The sequence below is a fragment of the Glaciimonas sp. OK215 genome, assembly GCF_057787885.1.
In genome coordinates this window covers 2,381,342-2,398,302 of sequence record NZ_CM173544.1, presented here as the reverse complement: position 1 = coordinate 2,398,302, position 16,961 = coordinate 2,381,342, and the positions used below count along the sequence as shown (strand labels likewise).

The following is a 16,961-nucleotide window of genomic DNA, read 5'->3' as shown; positions in this document are numbered from 1 at the left end:
TTGATAAAAAAATCCGTTCGTGCTGAGTAGCTCGTCAGGGCGTATCGAAGCAAGCGCACCGACGTCGGCGCGCCTTCGATACGCCGCTACGCGGCTACTCAGTCCGAACGGATAGTTGAAATTTTTCTTTCCTGCTGCTGCCTGCCTAGCCTGACCCGGTTAGCTCAGCGCTCACGAAAGAAATTTCTGCAAGCGCGGACTTTGTGGATTGGTGAGGACAGCCTTTGGATCGCCCTGCTCTTCAATCACGCCCTGATGCACGAAGATGACTTTATTCGCGACATTCCGGGCGAATCCCATCTCATGGGTCACGACCAGCATGGTGCGCCCTTCCTTGGCCAGATTCTGCATCACCCGCAGCACCTCTGTGACCAGTTCAGGATCGAGGGCAGAAGTCGGCTCGTCAAACAGCATCACGTCCGGCTCCATTGCCAAGGCGCGCGCAATCGCGATGCGTTGCTGCTGGCCGCCGGAGAGATGGGACGGGTAATAATCTTCGCGCCCTTCGACGCCTACCTTGGCCAGATAATGGCGGGCGCGTTCCATCGCTTCCTTCTTGGAAACCCCAAGCACATGGACCGGTGCTTCCATGATGTTTTCCAGCGCGGTCATGTGCGACCACAGGTTGAAATGCTGAAATACCATCGCTAGTTTGGCACGCACCAACTGCAGCTGTCTGGCATCGCCGCAATCCAGGTCGCCGCTTCTGTTGCGGCTCAGCTTGAGTTGATTGCCATTGACTCTGATGCTGCCTTCAGTCGGTTTTTCCAACAGGTTAATGCAGCGTAAGAAGGTGCTTTTACCGGAGCCGGACGCACCTATGATGCTGATCACATCACCTTTATGCGCTTCGACAGAGACGCCCTTGAGTACGGCATTCTGGCCGTAACATTTGTGTAAATTCTCAACAACTAACTGGGTCATGGCATTTCCTTGTGTGCTTATCTTTATTGCTGCTTAAGTTGGAATAAGTCGTGGCGCAAGTCGTCCTTTTATGGACTAAGCAGATCGCCGGTGCGCTGCGCGATCTTGCCGGCGATCTTCGCCAGCGCCATGCCTCGCCTGGCATAACGAAAGATCTCGCGTGCATACAGCACCCCGTCAACCGGACTGGTCACCGCATAGGACAGGCCCGTGAGGGGATCAATGATGTGGCAGACGACATCGCCTGTTTTCAGACCATCGCCCGGACCGGCAACATACGAAACGATGCCAGGCGCTGCCGCATACACCGTCATGGACCCTGCCAGCGGCGTCGGCGCGCAGAGTGCCGGCGGCGTTGCCGCCGCTTCATCGGCAATCATGCCGGCGCGGCACAGATAGTGATAAACAGCCTGGGCGTCGGCGCCGGCCAGGGAATTAAACACATCCTGCTCGCCGCGCAGTTCAACCGTTGCGGAAAAACATGGCTGCGGCATCGGATAGTCCGCGCCAAATTGCCGCTGCAAGTCGAGCCATGGCCGATACAGCATTTCATCGAAACAGGCGCCGCCGGAAGCATCGGAGGTCAGAATGGCGTGCGCACCAAGGTAGCGCCCGAGCAATTCGGCGTCATCCAGACGTTCAGTCGGCACATAGATGTGCATCACGGCTTCACAATCGCAATGCAGGTCGAGCACGATATCGGCATCGTGTGCCAAGCTGGTCAGGAGAATCCGCATGGCCTCGAACGGCGTGTTCCTTTCGTTCGACGCCAGGGTCTGCAGCAGCTGCAACATGCCAGCCTGGATCAGCCGCCGGTTCTGCTGTACATCGTCGTTGAGCCTACCCGCCAGCAGCGCGCTCAATTGCTCCGACAATGCCGGGAAATTGCGGTTGAAGTTGCCACCGGTCGCAAAATCGAAACGCCCCATCTGGTCACCCATGAAGGTTTGCCCAAGTCCGATCGGGTTCGCCACCGGCACCAGCACGATTTCACCGCGCAGCAAGCCCAGAGCTTCCGCCTTTTCCAGCATGGGTCGCAAATGTTGCAGCAGCAGCATGCCGGGTATTTCATCGGCATGCAGACTGGCTTGCAGATACGCCTTTTTAGCGCCGGGCGGGCCGTAATGAAAGCTGCTTAAGGTGTATTGGCAATTGTTGCTGCCGAGCGGCAGCGGATGATGCGTTATCTCCATCACTTCACCTCTTGCGGACGTTGATACGCGAGGTAACGCCGTTCTGCAAAACGGAAACCGCGCACCAGGAGATAAGTCAGCGCCATGTACACGATCGCCGCCGTCATGAAGGCTTCAAATGGCAGGTAATAAGTCGAATAAATGTTATTCGCAGCACCGGTCAGATCAAACAGCGTAATCGTGCTGACGATCGATGTACTCTGCAACATCATGATCACTTCATTCGAATACGTCGGCAGACTGGTCCGCAGTGCCGAAGGCAGGATGATGCGGCGCAAACAGGTCCAGCGGCTCATGCCGTATGCATTGGCAGCCTCGATCTCTCCATACGGAAGGCCGCGAATCGCACCGGCAAAAATTTCAGTGGTGTAGGCGACCGTATTGATGGTCAACGCGGCCACGGCGCAAAACATCGGATTCGACAATGCGGTCCAGGCAAAACTGTCACGCACCACATCAAATTGCGCCAGGCCGAAATAAATCAAATACATCTGCAACAGCAACGGCGTACCGCGTATCACATAGGTGAACATCCATACCGGCTTGCTGATCGCCCTGGACTTCGCGTTACGCGCCACCGCCATCGGTATGGACAGAAAAAAACCGATACCGACGCTGTAAACCAGCAATTTGAGCGTCATCCATAAACCGCCGAGGTAGAGAAAGAAAGTTTCGGTGGTAAATATCGCGTTGAAATTCATACATGACTCCCATAGCGCACGCCAACCGAATACTTGCGTTCAACGCGCCGTAGCAGATACAAAGAGACGGAAGTAATCAATAGATACAGCAAACCGGCAAACAACAGCCAGGTAAAAGGCTGGCGTGAACCGGCGCCGGATTCTTTGGCGCGATACATGACATCCTGCAGGCCGATCACCGACACCAATGCGGTGGCTTTCGACAATACCAGCCAGTTATTGGTAAACCCCGGCAGCGCGAAACGCACCATCTGCGGAAACAGGATGCGCATATTGATCTTGAATGGGGACATGCCGAAAGCACGTCCGGCCTCCACCTGGCCGCGCGGCACGGCGAGCAAGGCGCCGCGAAACGTTTCCATGAAATAAGCGCCGTAGATAAAGCCGAGTGTAATCACGCCGGCAGTGAACTGGCTGAGTTGCATTTCCGTGTCCGGCGACAGCCATTCCAGCACATTATTCAGTGCAATTTGCCCGCCGTAAAACAGCATCAACATCAACAGCAAATCGGGAATGCCGCGGATAACCACGGCGTATATGCGCGTGATTTTTTGCAATAGAAAATTATCGGAGATCGCCATCAACGCGCAAGCCAGGCCGATCACCGTTGCAAGGAACAGGGAAATTAAGGCAATTTCAAGGGTCGTGGCAAAACCCTGCAAAATATGCGCTGCATATCCGTTGAACATAGTGTCGTCAATTCAAGATGGTGGAAAATCAGGAACCGCACACATCGGCATCGCCATCGACGTCAGAATTGATGTGGATGGTGATGCCGGTAGTGATGTGTAGCGGGTATGCGCAAAACCCGGGAAGGCCGGATGGAACTTGCTGTACGCAAGTTCTCATTCAGGAATCATTTCCCGTACACGTCGAAATCGAAGTATTTGTCGGCGATTTTCTTGTAGCTGCCGTTTGCGCGTATCGTTTTGATGGCCTCGTTGACCTGCGCCAGCAGTTTGCTGTCCTGTTTGCGCATCGCCGCGCCGGTTCCTTCAACGAACATCGGATCAACCAGGCCGGACGCGACAATAGCAAAAGGCTTCCCTTCCGGCTTGTTCAGCAGACCGGATTTGACTTCCACCAGATCTGCCACCACGGCATCGATCCGACCGGATTCCATATCCAGATAAGAGTCCTGAGTATTCGGATAGCCGACCACGGTCGCACCGGCTGGCCCCAACACTTTAACGGCGTAAGTCTCTTGAACCGAGCCCTTCAATACGCCTACTTTCTTGCCTTTGAGCGAGGCTGGCAACGCACTGATGCTGCTGCCTTTCTTGGCGACGATAGTCTGCGGAGTGTTGTAGATTTTGTCGGAGAATGCCACCGTTTTTCTACGCTCTTCGGTGCGCGACATGGAAGAGATAATCACGTCGTATTTTTTTGCCATTAGCGAAGGAATGATGCCTTCCCACGCCTGGTCGACGAATACGCACTTCCTTTTCATTTCGGCACACAAGGCATTGGCGATATCAATCTCGAATCCCACCAGCTTGCCGTCAGGTGTCTTGTACTCGAACGGTTCATAAGTCGGGTCCTGGCCAATCCGCAGTTCTTTCAGATCTGCTGCTTGCGCTGATGCGGCAAATGCCAGGCCGACGACAACGATTAGATGCTTCAATTTCATGGGTGCTCCTCCAGGTGATGTGGGTTTTCCTACACGCCGTCTTTTGGTACCGACTTGGTACTCAAAGCAATGCCGGCTACAGCCTTGCTACGCGACGTTTTTTTTGATTATACGAACGCCCCGTCAGACAATCTTTTGAAATAGCGACAGGGAATATCACATTTAGTCGGCATGGCTCAGAATTGATATAAATCCGGCAAGCCCAGAATAGCGCTTAGCGCCTCCAATGCCGATTGCACTTCAATCGCCAGCATTGGATCCGCCAAATCTTCCGGCGCTAAACGATCACGGTAATATTTTTCCACCCAGGCCACCAATTCGGCATACAAGGTTTCCGTCATGATCACGCCCTGATGCATTGCCGCAGCCTCAGCCTCGGTGAGCGCCACCCGCAGCCGCAAGCAGGCCGGGCCGCCGCCATTGCGCATGCTTTGCCGCAAATCGAAATTGATCAACTCGTCAATCGCGCCTGCACGGCCCACCAGCCCCGACAGATAGCGCGCCACCGCGTCGTTTTCCTGGCACTCCTGCGGCACCACCAGCGCCATCTTGCCGTTCGGCTTGGACAATAGCTGGCTATTGAACAGGTAGCTGGAAACGGTATCCGCCACCGATACTTCGGCAGTATCCACCCGCAGCGCCTGCAACTCCGCACCGGTTTGCGCCATGGCCTGGCGCAACGCCAGCAGGCTGGCCGCTTCGTCGAGGAATGCCTGCTGGTGATAAAACAGCACATTGCCGTTACCGACTGCGATCACGTCGTTATGAAATACGCCCTGATCGATGACCGCGGGATCTTGCTGCACATACACGGTGCGCCGCGCATCCAAACCGTGCAGCCGCGCCACGGCCTGGCTGGCCTCCAGCGTCTGGCGCGCCGGAAAACGCTGCGGCGCCGGCGCCTGTGGATCGAACTCGACCCGGCCGTAGACAAACATTTCAACGCCGGCCGAACCGTGCGCGGCGCATAGCCGGGTGTGATTGGCTGCACCTTCATCACCGAACGCCGGCGTCGCCGGGAGCGCGCCATGCACCGAAAAGTGCCGCTCGTCCTTGAACAGCGCGCGCAAGGTGCGCTCCGTCTGCGTATGCTCATACGAACGGTGCAGCTTGCTGTTGAGGTTGGCGACGGTAAAGTGCGTGCGGCCGTCAGCCGTGTCGGCAGACGGGCTGACGGTGGCCGCGTTCGCCGTCCACATCGGCGACGCCGAATAGGCGCAAGACAGCAGTGCCGGCGCGTCGCGGTAGGCCCGTGCAATCACTTCCGCATCGCTGCCGCTAAAACCGATACTGCGCAACAATTTGAAATTCGGCCGGGCTTGCGGCGGCAACAGCGCCTGGGCAAAGCCGCGCGCGGCCAGTGCGCGCATCTTGGCCAGGCCTTGCAGCGCCGCCTGCCTTGGATTCGAGACGCTCTTGACGTTATTGAATGACGCCACATTGCCGAACGACAGGCCGGCATAGTTGTGCGATGGACCGACCAGCCCATCGAAATTGAATTCACGTACAGTATTCATAGTGGTTACCGTTTCTAGAACACCAAGCCAGGTGAGAGTTGTTTGGGCATGTCCAGCACGCTGTTTTCAATCGATGCGACCGGATAGGCGCAATAGTCCGCTGCGTAGTAGGCGCTGGGACGGTGATTGCCGGAGTTGCCCACGCCGCCGAACGGTGCGGTACTGGCGGCGCCGGTCGTGGGCCGGTTCCAGTTGACCACGCCAGCGCGCGCATGGATCAAAAACTGCTGCCAGAGCGCCTCATCGTCGCTCAGCAAACCGGAGGCCAGGCCGTATTGCGTGTTGTTGGCGGCATCGATTGCCGCCTCGAAACTGGCGACCCGCACCACTTGCAGCAACGGCCCGAACCACTCTTCATCGGGAATACCGCGGGCCTCGGTGACATCGACGATACCGGCTGAAACAAAGCCGGTCCCGGCAGTCAGATGACGCATGGCCAGCAAGGCTTTGCCGCCTTTTTCCAGCATGTCGGCCTGGGCTTGCAGCAGCCGTTCTGCAATGCTGGCGGACACCACCGGCCCCATGAAAGGCGGCGGCGACTGGTCGAACGCGCCGACACTGATATTCCCCGCGACTTCGACCAGACGCTTGAGAAAAGCCTGTCCCTGCGGCGAGTCTTCGACAATCAGGCGACGGGCGCAGGTGCAGCGCTGACCGGCACTGACAAAGGCCGAAAAAATGGCGTGATGCACGGCGGCATCAAGGTTGCTGACATCCCACACCACCAGCGCGTTGTTGCCGCCCATTTCGAGCGCCAGCATCTTGCCCGGCTGGCCGGCGTATTGCCGGTGCAGGATCGCACCGGTCTGGTAGCTGCCGGTAAACAAAATGCCGTCCAGCCCCGGATGCTGCGCCAGCGCGGCGCCGGTGTCGCGGGCGCCATTGACCAGGTTGAGGACGCCGTCCGGCAATCCGGCCCGGGCCCAGAGCTCGACTGTCTTGATCGCGGTTTGCGGTGCATATTCACTCGGCTTGAAGATCAGCGTATTGCCCGCGATCAGGGCCGGAACGATGTGCCCGTTGGGCAAGTGGCCGGGGAAATTGTAGGGACCGAACACGCCGAACACGCCATGCGGACGATGCCGCAAGACGGCGTCGCCGTCGGCGATTTTGTTCGACGTTTCACCGGTGCGGGAGCGATACGCTTGCACCGAGATATCGATCTTGTTGGCCATCGAGGCGACTTCGGTGCGGGCTTCCCACAGGGGCTTTCCGACCTCTTGCGAAATCAGCAGCGCCAGTTCCTCGCTATGTTCTTTCAACAAATCGCGAAAGCGCGTGCAAATCGCAATCCGCTCGTCGAGTGTGGTTTTCGCCCAGGCGCCGAAGCTGGCCCGCGCCGCGCGGCAAGCGACGTCGATATCGGCCGCCGTCGCCGCCGTTCCGGCCCAAATCCGGCGTCCGCTGGCGGGGTCGAAGACGACCAGTTGCGGGCCTTCGCCCGTGATCCATTGACCGTTTAAATAATGGCTATGCATAAGTATTCTTTTTCGGATTCAGTGGCATCGTGCGTACCGGATCGCCGGGGCGGCAAGCCAGCAAGCTTTGATGTTCGGAGGTTAATGCGATGCGGCCCTGTTCCGGATGCACATGGGCCGCGATGATGCGGAAGTCATGCAGTACCGTATTGGCGACCAGAATCGGGGTATCGGTGGCGACGGACTGCGAGGCCTGTGAGGGCGGCTGGACAATCGCCAATGCGCTCTCGCGCAACGCCCGCAATTCGCTCACACGCGCCTGCAGCACCGGCCCGGCGTCGAAGATATCGACATACCCTTCGTAATACAGCCCTTCCTGTTCCAGCAGGCGGCGCGCCGGCGCGGTGTCCGCATGCACCCGGCCGATGACTTCCTGCGCCTCCGGCGGCAGGTAGTCCACGTACAGCGGATGACGCGGCATCAATTCGGCAATAAAGGATTTTTTTCCCAGGCTGCTCAAATCGTCGGCGCGGCTGAAATCCATCTTGAAGAAATGCTGGCCCAAGCTATCCCAGAACGGCGAAGTACCGTCGGCACGCTGAAACCCGCGCATTTCGGCAATCAGTTTTTCGGCAAACAGATGCGGAAACTGCGCCATGAAAAGAAAGCGGCATTTCGACAATAGCTTGCCGTTGCTGCCGCTCCGATATTCCGGATGCAGAAACAGCGAACACAACTCGGCGCTGCCGGTCAGGTCGTTCGACAGATAGAGCGTGTCCATGCGGGAAAACACTTTCAGCTCATTGCTCGAATGCACCAGGGTCCCGATCCGGTAGTTATAAAACGGCTCGTCCAGTCCCACCGCACTCTTGATCGCACACACGCCGACCAGCCGGCCGGCAGCCGGGTCTTCCATCACAAATAAATAGTCGCGCTGCGGTGGCGCAATTTTCTCGGCAAACGAAGCGCAAGCGACTTCCACCCGCTGACCGAGCATCTTGCGATCGGCTTTCAGGGTCGTCATGCCGCTTCCTACCTGCGTGGCAAGGTCCATCAAGCCGTCCAGATCCTGCTCTTGAATAGCGCGTACAACTAACATCTTCGGCCTCACAATCTCACGCACAATACAGAATCGCCCGCCACGACATCCAGCGCGCGCAGCGCCTCCGGCGGCAACAATAGCTTGTCTGACAGCTCCAGCGGGGCCAGATCGACCACCACCGCTCGAAATCTTTCTTCCCTGGTATTGCTGACCAGATAACGCAATCGGGAGGCATCGTGCGCCGCCACCGACGCGCCGGCGACCTGGCGCAGCGTCGATGCCGAGAACGAGCGCAAGGCATGCTTATGCGCCTGCAAAATCGGTCCGCCATCGAAGATGTCGATAAACTCATCCGGCTCGAAGCCTTCTTCCGACAAAATCCGGAACGGCAGCTCACCTTCGGCATGCACCTGCCCCATCGCGGCCTGCGCCTCGCCGGGCAATAGCGGCACATAGACCGGATAATGCGGCATCAATTCGACGATCAGGGTGCGGTTGCGCGCCCCTTCGATGACGCGTTCCGCGTCCAGGAAATCCATTTTGAAAAATTTCCGTCCCAGCGCTTCCCAGAAAGGCGAACGCGCATTCGCATCCATCATGCCGCTCAGCGAGGCGAAAAATTTATCCCCGAAACGCTGTGGCGCGATGACCGCAAACAGCAGGCGTGCGCGCGACAGCAACGCGGCTTGTTGCCCGGCCTGATAGCGGTCCTGCACGTAAAATCCCGACAATTGCGAATAGCTGGTCAGGTCCGAGCACAGCGTCAGCGCATGCACGCTATGGCTGATGTTGAGGTCGCGCGACACCTGCTGGATCACGTCATTGCGAAAGGCAAAGAAAGTCCCGTTGGCCCCGGCCGTGGCGGAAATCGCAGCGGTGCCGACAATCGCGCTATCGTCGGTCGATTCCAGCACAAAGGAATACGCCTCTTCGCTGGGAATATCGACGTGCGCGGCAAACGACGCAATCGAACGCTGCACCGCGCGCTCGATCGCCTGCGCCGTTTTCGGCAAGGTGTGCACGCCCGGTCGGACGCTCGCCCCCAATGACTCCAGCGCAGGAATATCCGCAATTTCTACCGGCCGGACGACAAACATAGACTTCTCCAGGTTAATTGATTCGCATCCGCCGGCTTATTGCTGCGCCAGCAAAAACACATCCAGCGCGCGCCGCAACAGTTGGCTCGCCTCATCGATTTGCGCGTCGGATACGATCAGCGCAGGCAGCAAACGGACTACATCCATGCCGGCGATGAGCACCATCAAGCCTTGCGCTTCGGCGCATCTGGCGATTTCCTTGGCGCGGCCGCGATAGCCATCCGCCAGGACCATGCCCAGCATCAGGCCAGTGCCGCGCACTTCCGAAAACAGCTGGGGATAATCTTGCCGGATCGCTTCCAGCGCAGAAATCAGCTTGCCCGATGCCTGTTTGACGCGCGCCAGAAAGACCGGCGTATTGATGGTTTGCAGCACACTCAGCGCCACCGTTGCCGCCAGCGGGTTGCCGCCGTAGGTAGTGCCGTGGGTGCCGACCGAGAAGGCGCCGGCGATGGCGTCGGTGGTCAGCATGGCGCCGACCGGGTAGCCGTTGCCGAGCGCCTTGGCGGAAGTCAGGATGTCCGGCGTCACGGCATAGTCCATGTAGGCGAACAAGGAACCGGTACGCCCCATGCCGCACTGCACTTCATCAAAAATCAGCAGCGCGCCAGTGGCATCGCACAGCGCGCGCAAGGCTTGCAGATATTCGGGCGTGGCCGGCAAGACGCCGCCCTCGCCCTGTATCGGCTCGACCACGACCGCACAGACGTCGTCGCCGATCGCTGCCCGTGCGGCGTCGATGTCGTTGAATGGAATGTGGTTGATAGCGGCCGGCAAGGGCGCAAAGCCTTCGGTATATTTCGGCTGGCCGCCGACCGATACGGTAAACAGCGTGCGGCCGTGGAAAGCGTTGGTGCAGGAGACGATGCGGGCCTTGCCCGGGCCGAATTTGCCGTGCGCATATTTGCGCGCCAGCTTGAAGGCGGCTTCGTTCGCTTCCGCGCCGGAATTGCTGAAGAATGCACGATCGGCAAACGTGGCCTCGGTCAATGCGCGCGCCAGCCGCAATACCGGTTCATTGGTGTAGCCGTTGCCGACATGCCATAGCGTTTCGGCCTGGCGGCACAGGGCCGCGACCACAACCGGATTGGCATGCCCGAGACCGGTGACGCCGATGCCGGCGGTAAAGTCGAGATAGCGCTTGCCGTCCTGACCCCACAGATCCAGTCCGAGCGCACGCACCGGGACCAGTGCGCTGGGCGCATAGGTCGGCACCATGACTTCGTCAAAAGTGTTTCTGGTGACAGGCTGTTCCTGCGTTGTTGAATTTACATCAAGCTTATGAATCGCGTTCATACGTTCTCCCATTGAATTCATCTTGGATTAGTAGATTATAAGAAACCCATCGCTCAAATTCTTTTGAAACAGCGACGTCAGATTTCATAAAAGGACACTTGGACCTAGCGCGGCGCCGCAAGATCCACCGGAATCAACTTGCGTTGCCGCTCGTCGCGCGGCGTGATGCCGAACAGTGCGCCATAGGCGGTAGAAAAGTGCGAGCCGGACGAAAAACCGCACATCAACCCGACCTGAACGATCGAGTGATGCGAGTCCAGCAACAATTGCCGGGCCCGCTGCAAGCGCAATTCGAGGTAGTAGCGCGATGGCACGCTGCCGAGGTACTGCTTGAACTGACGCTCCAGCTGACGGCGCGAAATACCGACCAGATTGGCGATATCGTCGGTCGCCAGCGGCTCTTCGATATTCGCCTCCATCAGCATGACCGCTTCGGACAAGCGCGGCTGCAACACGCCAAAACGCGCCTGCAGCGCCATCCGTTGCCGCTCGGCCGCACCGCGTATGCGATCAACGCAGAGCGATTCCTTGATTTCCGCCTGCACGGATGCGCCGAACATGGCGTGCACCAGCGTCAACGAAAAATCGATGCTGGCCGTGCCGCCGCAGCAGGTAAGCCGGCCACCATCGAGCTCAAACAGATTGGGCGTCAGAATCGCGCGCTCGGCCACATCTTCGGTTTCGGCATACAAAGCCCATGGCAGCGCCGTGCGCAAGCCATTCATCACGCCGGCGTGGGCCAGCCACAACACTGCCGAGCCGACTGCACCCCAGACTTTGGCCTGCTGGCAGCGCTCGATCAGGATACGGGAATGTTTGGCCGGTAAAGGCGCATAGTCGTCATCCGCCACCAGCAGCACAATGTGCCAATTCGGCCAGCTCTGACCATCCTCCGCAACCGGTCCCAGCGCCTGCTCCAGGCTGATCAGCTCGACCTGCAACTGCCCGGGACCCAGGATTTTGGCGGCCAGGCGTAGCGGCTGCAGCAATCCGGCCAGAGTGATGGAGACCTCGCCGCACGCATTGATCAGCGCGATGCGTAATGGCGCTTCTCGTCCAAGACTGGATAAAGAGGAAAATGGCATGACAATGTGGAACGTCTTTCAAGGGCACTGCGGAAAGTCCGTAGGATTCGCCGCATTATCTTTCAATATACGACATCGACCAATGGCTTTGTCCGAAAATCAAAAGACCTCGTCGCGTTTTGAAAATTGGCGGAAGGCCAGCTGAGCGATGCACCCTTTTTAGTTGCACCGAAACAATATTGATTAATAGTAATTGATTGTAATTAATAGTAATATTTCCACAGGCCAACACGGATTGTTGAAACGTTTGGCGAAATCAACCAATGCGCTCTATAGGGCTATTTCGTTAAACCCGGTTTAAAGTTGATTGCCAAATATTATTTTAATGGCCAGCTCTTTGGGTAACAGGCAAGATCTTCATGGCAAAGTCATATGATCCGTCTCGAAAAACTGCTTGACCTGTTTGAATGCGACACGCCTCAGAAATGGAGCGCTGCCTTGTTCGACATTGCCAAAAACAATGGCTTCAGCCATACGCTGTACGGCATCATTCCCAGTAAAACAGCGCCGTTTGAAACGGCTTTTTTAAAAAGCAATTACCCCGAAGAGTGGCGCGGAACTTACGACAAGTTGCAACTCCATTACGTCGATCCCATCGTGTCGCACTGCCTGGCCAGCACCTTGCCGATCATGTGGACGGCGCATACCTTTCAGGGCCGCAAGCAACAGGAATTCTATGAACAGGCCTGCGGCTACGGGCTGCGCTCCGGAGTCACCTATCCGGTGCGCGGTGCGCTCGGGGAATTTGGCATGCTTAGCTTTGTTGGCAACGAGACCGAACATGATGTCTATGGCCAACCATACGAAGCGCTGGCCGGGCTGTCGCTGATACGCGACTATGTATTGGAATCGTCGATAAAATTTCTGCATGCGACCGATCCGGTGAATGAAACGCCTCGGCTCACGCCGCGCGAACTGGAATGCATAAAGTGGGTCATGGCCGGCAAATCATCGTGGGAAATTTCGCAGATCCTGCATTGCTCGGAAGCCACCATCAACTTTCATGTGTCGAATCTGAAAAAGAAATTCAATGTGCACACCCGGCAACAGGCCGTGGTGAAAGCGATCAAAGACCGATTAATCGTGCCGGCCTAAGCCCGACAGGCTCCCAGAGCCGCCTCGACTTGTAACTCCAGCGCCATTGCCCGGTTGCTGTTGCGTATCGCCGCCAGCAGGTCGGCATCCTTAACCTTGTTTTCCAGATACAGCGCAATCAGGATCGCCACCGATGGCGGTATGCAGCCCCCTTTTTCAAAACGGCTGCCGCGCGATTGGGCTACGCCGAATCGATACCAGAATTCGGTCTGATTCTGCTTCAGCACTTTGCGCAGCGCTTTCAGATTTTTGGCGCAAATCGGGTCGGGAATTTCTTGACACATTTCTCTCTTCATTTTCAGTTCGCTTGACGCCGGTCTGTCCCGAAGTGTAACGATTTTAACGCTCCGGTCAATGCGGCGGCGGCGCTTTGTGCGCCAAACCTAGCAGACCTGATAGTTACCCTTTTATGCAGGATGCATAAACATGAAGACTCCAACAAATAAACGATTGGGTCAAAATGTCCTCCTTAATGATCGAAATTGCATCCCGCCGCGATTTTAAAGCCGCCGACTTGTGGGACATGCATAAACTGCGGGCCAAGGTGTTCAGCGAACGCATGGGATGGGAAGTGCCGATCATCAGCGGCATGGAGATCGACGGCTACGACGCCATCGAGCCGTACTACATGATGATGCGCGAACCGGGCGGTGTGTTGCGCGGGTGCTGGCGGCTGCTGCCGACCGTCGGCCCGTATATGCTGAAGGACTCTTTTCCTCAACTGTTGCACGGCGCCGCGCCGCCGCAAGATGCCAAGGTGTGGGAGCTGAGCCGCTTCGCGATCGAGACCGAGGGCCAACAGGTTTTCGGGTTTTCTTACATCGCACTGCAATCGATAGGCGAAATCATCGCTTACGGCCATCGCGCCGGCATCGAGCAGTATGTGACGGTGACTACCACCGCGATCGAACGCATGCTGCGCAAAGCGGGCGTGGTGATCAGCCGCTTCGGGCCGCCAGTGGTGATCGGTGTCGAAAACACGGTTGCCCTATACGTCAATATCGATGAGTCGTTTCGCGCATTGCAAGGCAAGCGGCCGCTGTCGTGAGGCCAGCGCCGGCAGCTGCGGAACGACATCTACGTGGCATCTACGCAACGAAACCTTGTGGATTCAGCGACTGCCATCTCCAGGAATCCTCACACATTGCACGCAGGTCTTTCTCTGCACGCCAGCCGAGCAGCTCCGCTGCCAGCCCGGGATCCGCATAGCACGACGCGATATCTCCCGGGCGGCGCGGGGCGATGTCGTAGGGCACCGGTTGGCCGCTGGCCTGTTCATAGGCGGCGATGACTTCAAGCACGCTGTAACCGCATCCGGTTCCTATGTTCGCGGTGAAACTTTTGCCTTTTCGCTGCAGGTAGTCCAGCGCGGCAAGATGCGCTTTTGCGAGATCGACTACATGGATATAGTCGCGTACGCCGGTACCGTCGACTGTTGGATAATCGCTACCAAATACAGATAACACTTTGCTGCGTTTGGCAGCAACCCTGGCGATATAAGGCATCAGATTATTTGGCGTACCGCGCGGATCCTCGCCAATCAAACCGCTTTCGTGCGCACCGACGGGATTGAAATATCGCAGATAAGCAACTTTCCAATGATTGCTGGAGTGCTCCAGATCGCGCAGCATCTGTTCTCCCATCAACTTGGTCTGGCCATAGGGATTGGTAGCGGACAGCGGAAAGTCTTCCAGGATCGGAACCGTAGCGGGATTACCGTAAACCGTAGCGGACGAGCTGAACACAAATTGATCCACGCCGGCGCCTTGCATGGCGCCGCACAACGTCAGCAAGCCGCCAAGGTTGTTGGCATAGTACTCGACCGGTTTGGCGACCGATTCGCCTACCGATTTTAATGCGGCGAAATGAATTGCAGCGGTAATCGGGTTGTCGGTGAACAGCTGTTCAGTCGTACCGCGATCACGCAGGTCGGCTTCCACAAAATGTGGCTTTTTTCCGGTGATCTGCTTGATACGATCCAGAACGAGCGGACTGCTGTTGACGAGGTTATCGACGCCGACAACTTCATACCCCGCGTTAAGCAGTTCGACCCACGTATGGGAGCCTATATAGCCGGTTGCTCCTGTCAGGAGAATGGTTGACTTGTCAGAAATATTCATACTGTCCTAAAAATGAAAAGAGGGAGTGAATGCCTGCGCTGAATAACGAGCTGAATGCGGCAATATATGTGTATATAGCCGGAATGTTACACGCTTGAACGATTTCTGCTCCTCACATTGTTTTGTCCTTTGTGCTGGAGAGCCTGTCAAGGTGACCGAAGAATGGCTGGTGAAACTGCAGAACGTCATCGTGCGCGACGTCTATAGCCAGGAAGCGTCCTACCGTACCAAGCAGAACTGGCTGGAAGACAGCTCCGGCCGCATCCCCTTCATTCCAACACCGATTGAGGACCTGCCCCGCGTGATGCAGGGCTGGGAGGCCTTCATTAACGATGATGAGCGTTGCACCGACGTGTTGGTCAAGGCCGCCTGCGCCGCCTTCGGCTTCGTCTATCTGCACCCTTTCCTGGACGGCAACGGCCGCCTGCACCGCTTCTTTATCCAGCACGTGCTGGCACGCTCCTCGCTCATGGGGCCGGAGACCGTTATCCCGGTATCCGCGGTTATCGAGCAGAACATCCCGGGTTACCACTCCGTTCTGAGCGCCTTTTCCCAGCCGGTGACGGCACTTTGGAACTACCGCCGCGGCGACATTGCCCCCATCATCCTGCGCGCGCCAGGCAGTCGTTCCTACCGCTTCTTCGAAGCGGACCGGGAGGTGGCGTTTCTCCATGCCGTGATTAAGCAGGCCGTTCAGGAGGAAATCCCGCGCGAACTCGCTTGGTTGCAGGGCTACAACCTGGCCTTTGCGAAACTGAACATCGAGCTGGACCTAGCCCAGAAAGACCTTTCTACCCTCATCCGGATAATTCAGTCCAACAAGGGCACGCTCTCGGCCAACCGCAGGAAGCAGTATTACCACCTTCCGGAAAATGCGCTCAACCGCATCGAGGAATTAGTTCGCCAGGCGTTCGAAACGCGAAAGGCCGAACAGCCGACTCCGGAAAGTTAGGATTCTTCGATATAGGGTGTGGATTTTCCAAAAAAGTGAAGATTTTTCGGGAAAAGTTAGAAAATTTCGAGGCCTCGGCCACTTTTGCGGGCGAACGCCACCCGGAGAAGTGTAGTGGTCTAATTTGCCCGGACACATCAATAGTTGGATCAACTGGAACGCCGCCACGAAACCGCACTCAGCGTATTCAACCAGGGATCGTCTCAAAAAACGGATCGCAAAGTCCGTCAGCGATTCTAAACATACTCGCCAAGGACGCGAGTCGTCTCCGAAATGGACAGCCGTGCCTGTAGTTTGTGCTGGACACCAGCCCAATCAAGATCGGTGATCGCAAACAAAACGCTATCACGGACATGACCGGTCCAAGTGATTCGATCTCGCCGCAGCACGCCTTCCCGCACCGCGCCCACTTTTGCGATTGCAGCTTGGCTTCGGGCATTGCGAAGATCAGTAAGAAGTTCCACTCGTCGCGCACCACAGAGGAAGGCATGCTGAAGCATGAGCAACTTCGATTCTGCATTCACGTAACCCGAACGCACATTCGGGTGCAGGAACGTTGCGCCAATCTCTACGCACTGGCGCTCGGGCTTGATGTTCAGGAAACTGGTCGTCCCGACGATCTTGCTGTCAGAAAGGTCGCGGATGGCATAGGCGATCCATTGCCCGGCGCCCACTTGCCGAACGATGTTTGACCACCAATTCTCAAAGTGATCGCCTTGCCCGCTCATGGCGAATAAGTCCCAGGCTTCCGCGTCGCAATCCAAGGCAACGCAAACTTCCGCTTTTAAGGCTTCCTCATACGGTTCTAACCGGACAAAATTCCCCTCAAGCGGAACGCCTTCCAATTTCAAACTTTCTCTAGACATTTAGGGGGGGGGCTCTCAGAAAACA

General features: G+C 57.2%; 18 protein-coding genes. 3 read left to right on the top strand and 15 right to left on the bottom strand.

The annotated features are described in order from the left end of the window. Positions 1-171 precede the first annotated feature (171 nt). The 12 genes from AC3CHX_RS10745 to AC3CHX_RS10690 all read right to left on the bottom strand — a co-directional run bounded on the left by AC3CHX_RS10745 (position 172) and on the right by AC3CHX_RS10690 (position 11,903). Positions 172-924: an ABC transporter ATP-binding protein gene (locus tag AC3CHX_RS10745; protein WP_488644003.1), complete on the bottom strand. Its 753-nt coding sequence runs from the start codon at positions 922-924 to the stop codon at positions 172-174. A 68-nt stretch (positions 925-992) separates the two neighbouring features. After that, on the bottom strand, positions 993-2,117 hold the full coding sequence (locus AC3CHX_RS10740) for a succinylglutamate desuccinylase/aspartoacylase family protein (RefSeq protein ID WP_488644002.1): 1,125 nt from the start codon (positions 2,115-2,117) through the stop codon (positions 993-995). Further along, positions 2,117-2,818 (bottom strand): ABC transporter permease, encoded by a 702-nt coding sequence (locus AC3CHX_RS10735; RefSeq protein WP_488644001.1) that lies wholly within the window; start codon positions 2,816-2,818, stop codon positions 2,117-2,119. Before AC3CHX_RS10735 ends, AC3CHX_RS10740 begins: the two co-directional genes overlap by 1 nt. Further along, a complete protein-coding gene (locus AC3CHX_RS10730; protein ID WP_488644000.1) occupies positions 2,815-3,507 on the bottom strand; it encodes an ABC transporter permease in 693 nt (230 codons plus the stop codon). The genes AC3CHX_RS10735 and AC3CHX_RS10730 overlap by 4 nt, the downstream gene beginning before the upstream one ends. Before the next feature lie 28 nt (positions 3,508-3,535). Continuing rightward, positions 3,536-3,667 (bottom strand): hypothetical protein, encoded by a 132-nt coding sequence (locus AC3CHX_RS10725; RefSeq protein ID WP_488643999.1) that lies wholly within the window; start codon positions 3,665-3,667, stop codon positions 3,536-3,538. A 7-nt stretch (positions 3,668-3,674) separates the two neighbouring features. Next, entirely contained in the window at positions 3,675-4,448 is a 774-nt protein-coding gene (locus tag AC3CHX_RS10720) for an ABC transporter substrate-binding protein (RefSeq protein ID WP_488643998.1), read from the bottom strand. Between the two features lie 176 nt (positions 4,449-4,624). Continuing rightward, positions 4,625-5,965 carry an N-succinylarginine dihydrolase gene (astB, locus tag AC3CHX_RS10715; RefSeq protein WP_488643997.1) on the bottom strand — a complete coding sequence of 447 codons (1,341 nt, stop codon included), beginning with the start codon at positions 5,963-5,965 and terminating at the stop codon, positions 4,625-4,627. A 14-nt stretch (positions 5,966-5,979) separates the two neighbouring features. After that, on the bottom strand, positions 5,980-7,443 hold the full coding sequence (astD, locus tag AC3CHX_RS10710; RefSeq protein ID WP_488643996.1) for a succinylglutamate-semialdehyde dehydrogenase: 1,464 nt from the start codon (positions 7,441-7,443) through the stop codon (positions 5,980-5,982). Beyond that, positions 7,436-8,482 carry an arginine N-succinyltransferase gene (gene astA, locus AC3CHX_RS10705; protein WP_488643995.1) on the bottom strand — a complete coding sequence of 349 codons (1,047 nt, stop codon included), beginning with the start codon at positions 8,480-8,482 and terminating at the stop codon, positions 7,436-7,438. The genes astD and astA overlap by 8 nt, the downstream gene beginning before the upstream one ends. An 8-nt stretch (positions 8,483-8,490) precedes the next feature. Continuing rightward, positions 8,491-9,522, bottom strand: a complete 1,032-nt coding sequence (locus AC3CHX_RS10700) for an arginine N-succinyltransferase (protein ID WP_488643994.1) — start codon at positions 9,520-9,522, stop codon at positions 8,491-8,493. Positions 9,523-9,558: 36 nt separating this feature from the next. Next, positions 9,559-10,818 (bottom strand): acetylornithine/succinyldiaminopimelate transaminase, encoded by a 1,260-nt coding sequence (locus AC3CHX_RS10695; protein ID WP_488643993.1) that lies wholly within the window; start codon positions 10,816-10,818, stop codon positions 9,559-9,561. 104 nt (positions 10,819-10,922) lie between these two features. Then, on the bottom strand, positions 10,923-11,903 hold the full coding sequence (locus AC3CHX_RS10690; protein ID WP_488643992.1) for a GlxA family transcriptional regulator: 981 nt from the start codon (positions 11,901-11,903) through the stop codon (positions 10,923-10,925). A 372-nt stretch (positions 11,904-12,275) separates the two neighbouring features. Here AC3CHX_RS10690 and AC3CHX_RS10685 point away from each other — a divergent pair, with 372 nt between their 5' ends. Beyond that, the gene (locus AC3CHX_RS10685; protein ID WP_488643991.1) at positions 12,276-12,998 is read left to right on the top strand and encodes a helix-turn-helix transcriptional regulator; all 723 of its coding nucleotides are present in this window, start codon (positions 12,276-12,278) and stop codon (positions 12,996-12,998) included. On the opposite strand, the gene AC3CHX_RS10680 is transcribed toward AC3CHX_RS10685, so the two are convergent. Next, positions 12,995-13,282 (bottom strand): helix-turn-helix domain-containing protein, encoded by a 288-nt coding sequence (locus AC3CHX_RS10680; RefSeq protein ID WP_488643990.1) that lies wholly within the window; start codon positions 13,280-13,282, stop codon positions 12,995-12,997. The genes AC3CHX_RS10685 and AC3CHX_RS10680 overlap by 4 nt on opposite strands. Before the next feature lie 176 nt (positions 13,283-13,458). Here AC3CHX_RS10680 and AC3CHX_RS10675 point away from each other — a divergent pair, with 176 nt between their 5' ends. Then, positions 13,459-14,046, top strand: coding sequence for an acyl-homoserine-lactone synthase (locus tag AC3CHX_RS10675; RefSeq protein ID WP_488643989.1), 588 nt, complete (start codon positions 13,459-13,461; stop codon positions 14,044-14,046). Between the two features lie 40 nt (positions 14,047-14,086). Here AC3CHX_RS10675 and galE read toward each other — a convergent pair whose 3' ends face one another. After that, positions 14,087-15,118 (bottom strand): UDP-glucose 4-epimerase GalE, encoded by a 1,032-nt coding sequence (gene galE, locus AC3CHX_RS10670; protein ID WP_488643988.1) that lies wholly within the window; start codon positions 15,116-15,118, stop codon positions 14,087-14,089. A gap of 151 nt (positions 15,119-15,269) precedes the next feature. On the opposite strand from galE, the gene AC3CHX_RS10665 reads away from it, so the two are divergent. After that, positions 15,270-16,070, top strand: a complete 801-nt coding sequence (locus tag AC3CHX_RS10665) for a Fic family protein (RefSeq protein ID WP_488643987.1) — start codon at positions 15,270-15,272, stop codon at positions 16,068-16,070. A gap of 236 nt (positions 16,071-16,306) precedes the next feature. On the opposite strand, the gene AC3CHX_RS10660 is transcribed toward AC3CHX_RS10665, so the two are convergent. Continuing rightward, positions 16,307-16,936 carry a GNAT family N-acetyltransferase gene (locus tag AC3CHX_RS10660; RefSeq protein WP_488643986.1) on the bottom strand — a complete coding sequence of 210 codons (630 nt, stop codon included), beginning with the start codon at positions 16,934-16,936 and terminating at the stop codon, positions 16,307-16,309. Between the last annotated feature and the right edge of the window lie 25 nt (positions 16,937-16,961).

What these genes read in the sequence shown, in the direction of transcription:
- AC3CHX_RS10675 (WP_488643989.1), top strand. Translation starts at nt 13,459, where the DNA reads ATGTCCTCCTTAATGATCGAAATTGCATCCCGCCGCGATTTTAAAGCC.
- AC3CHX_RS10735 (WP_488644001.1), bottom strand. Translation starts at nt 2,818, where the DNA reads ATGAATTTCAACGCGATATTTACCACCGAAACTTTCTTTCTCTACCTC.
- astD (WP_488643996.1), bottom strand. Translation starts at nt 7,443, where the DNA reads ATGCATAGCCATTATTTAAACGGTCAATGGATCACGGGCGAAGGCCCG.
- AC3CHX_RS10685 (WP_488643991.1), top strand. Translation starts at nt 12,276, where the DNA reads ATGATCCGTCTCGAAAAACTGCTTGACCTGTTTGAATGCGACACGCCT.
- AC3CHX_RS10740 (WP_488644002.1), bottom strand. Translation starts at nt 2,117, where the DNA reads ATGGAGATAACGCATCATCCGCTGCCGCTCGGCAGCAACAATTGCCAA.
- AC3CHX_RS10730 (WP_488644000.1), bottom strand. Translation starts at nt 3,507, where the DNA reads ATGTTCAACGGATATGCAGCGCATATTTTGCAGGGTTTTGCCACGACC.
- AC3CHX_RS10720 (WP_488643998.1), bottom strand. Translation starts at nt 4,448, where the DNA reads ATGAAATTGAAGCATCTAATCGTTGTCGTCGGCCTGGCATTTGCCGCA.
- astA (WP_488643995.1), bottom strand. Translation starts at nt 8,482, where the DNA reads ATGTTAGTTGTACGCGCTATTCAAGAGCAGGATCTGGACGGCTTGATG.
- AC3CHX_RS10745 (WP_488644003.1), bottom strand. Translation starts at nt 924, where the DNA reads ATGACCCAGTTAGTTGTTGAGAATTTACACAAATGTTACGGCCAGAAT.
- galE (WP_488643988.1), bottom strand. Translation starts at nt 15,118, where the DNA reads ATGAATATTTCTGACAAGTCAACCATTCTCCTGACAGGAGCAACCGGC.
- AC3CHX_RS10700 (WP_488643994.1), bottom strand. Translation starts at nt 9,522, where the DNA reads ATGTTTGTCGTCCGGCCGGTAGAAATTGCGGATATTCCTGCGCTGGAG.
- AC3CHX_RS10690 (WP_488643992.1), bottom strand. Translation starts at nt 11,903, where the DNA reads ATGCCATTTTCCTCTTTATCCAGTCTTGGACGAGAAGCGCCATTACGC.
- AC3CHX_RS10680 (WP_488643990.1), bottom strand. Translation starts at nt 13,282, where the DNA reads ATGTGTCAAGAAATTCCCGACCCGATTTGCGCCAAAAATCTGAAAGCG.
- AC3CHX_RS10725 (WP_488643999.1), bottom strand. Translation starts at nt 3,667, where the DNA reads ATGAGAACTTGCGTACAGCAAGTTCCATCCGGCCTTCCCGGGTTTTGC.
- AC3CHX_RS10695 (WP_488643993.1), bottom strand. Translation starts at nt 10,818, where the DNA reads ATGAACGCGATTCATAAGCTTGATGTAAATTCAACAACGCAGGAACAG.
- AC3CHX_RS10660 (WP_488643986.1), bottom strand. Translation starts at nt 16,936, where the DNA reads ATGTCTAGAGAAAGTTTGAAATTGGAAGGCGTTCCGCTTGAGGGGAAT.
- astB (WP_488643997.1), bottom strand. Translation starts at nt 5,965, where the DNA reads ATGAATACTGTACGTGAATTCAATTTCGATGGGCTGGTCGGTCCATCG.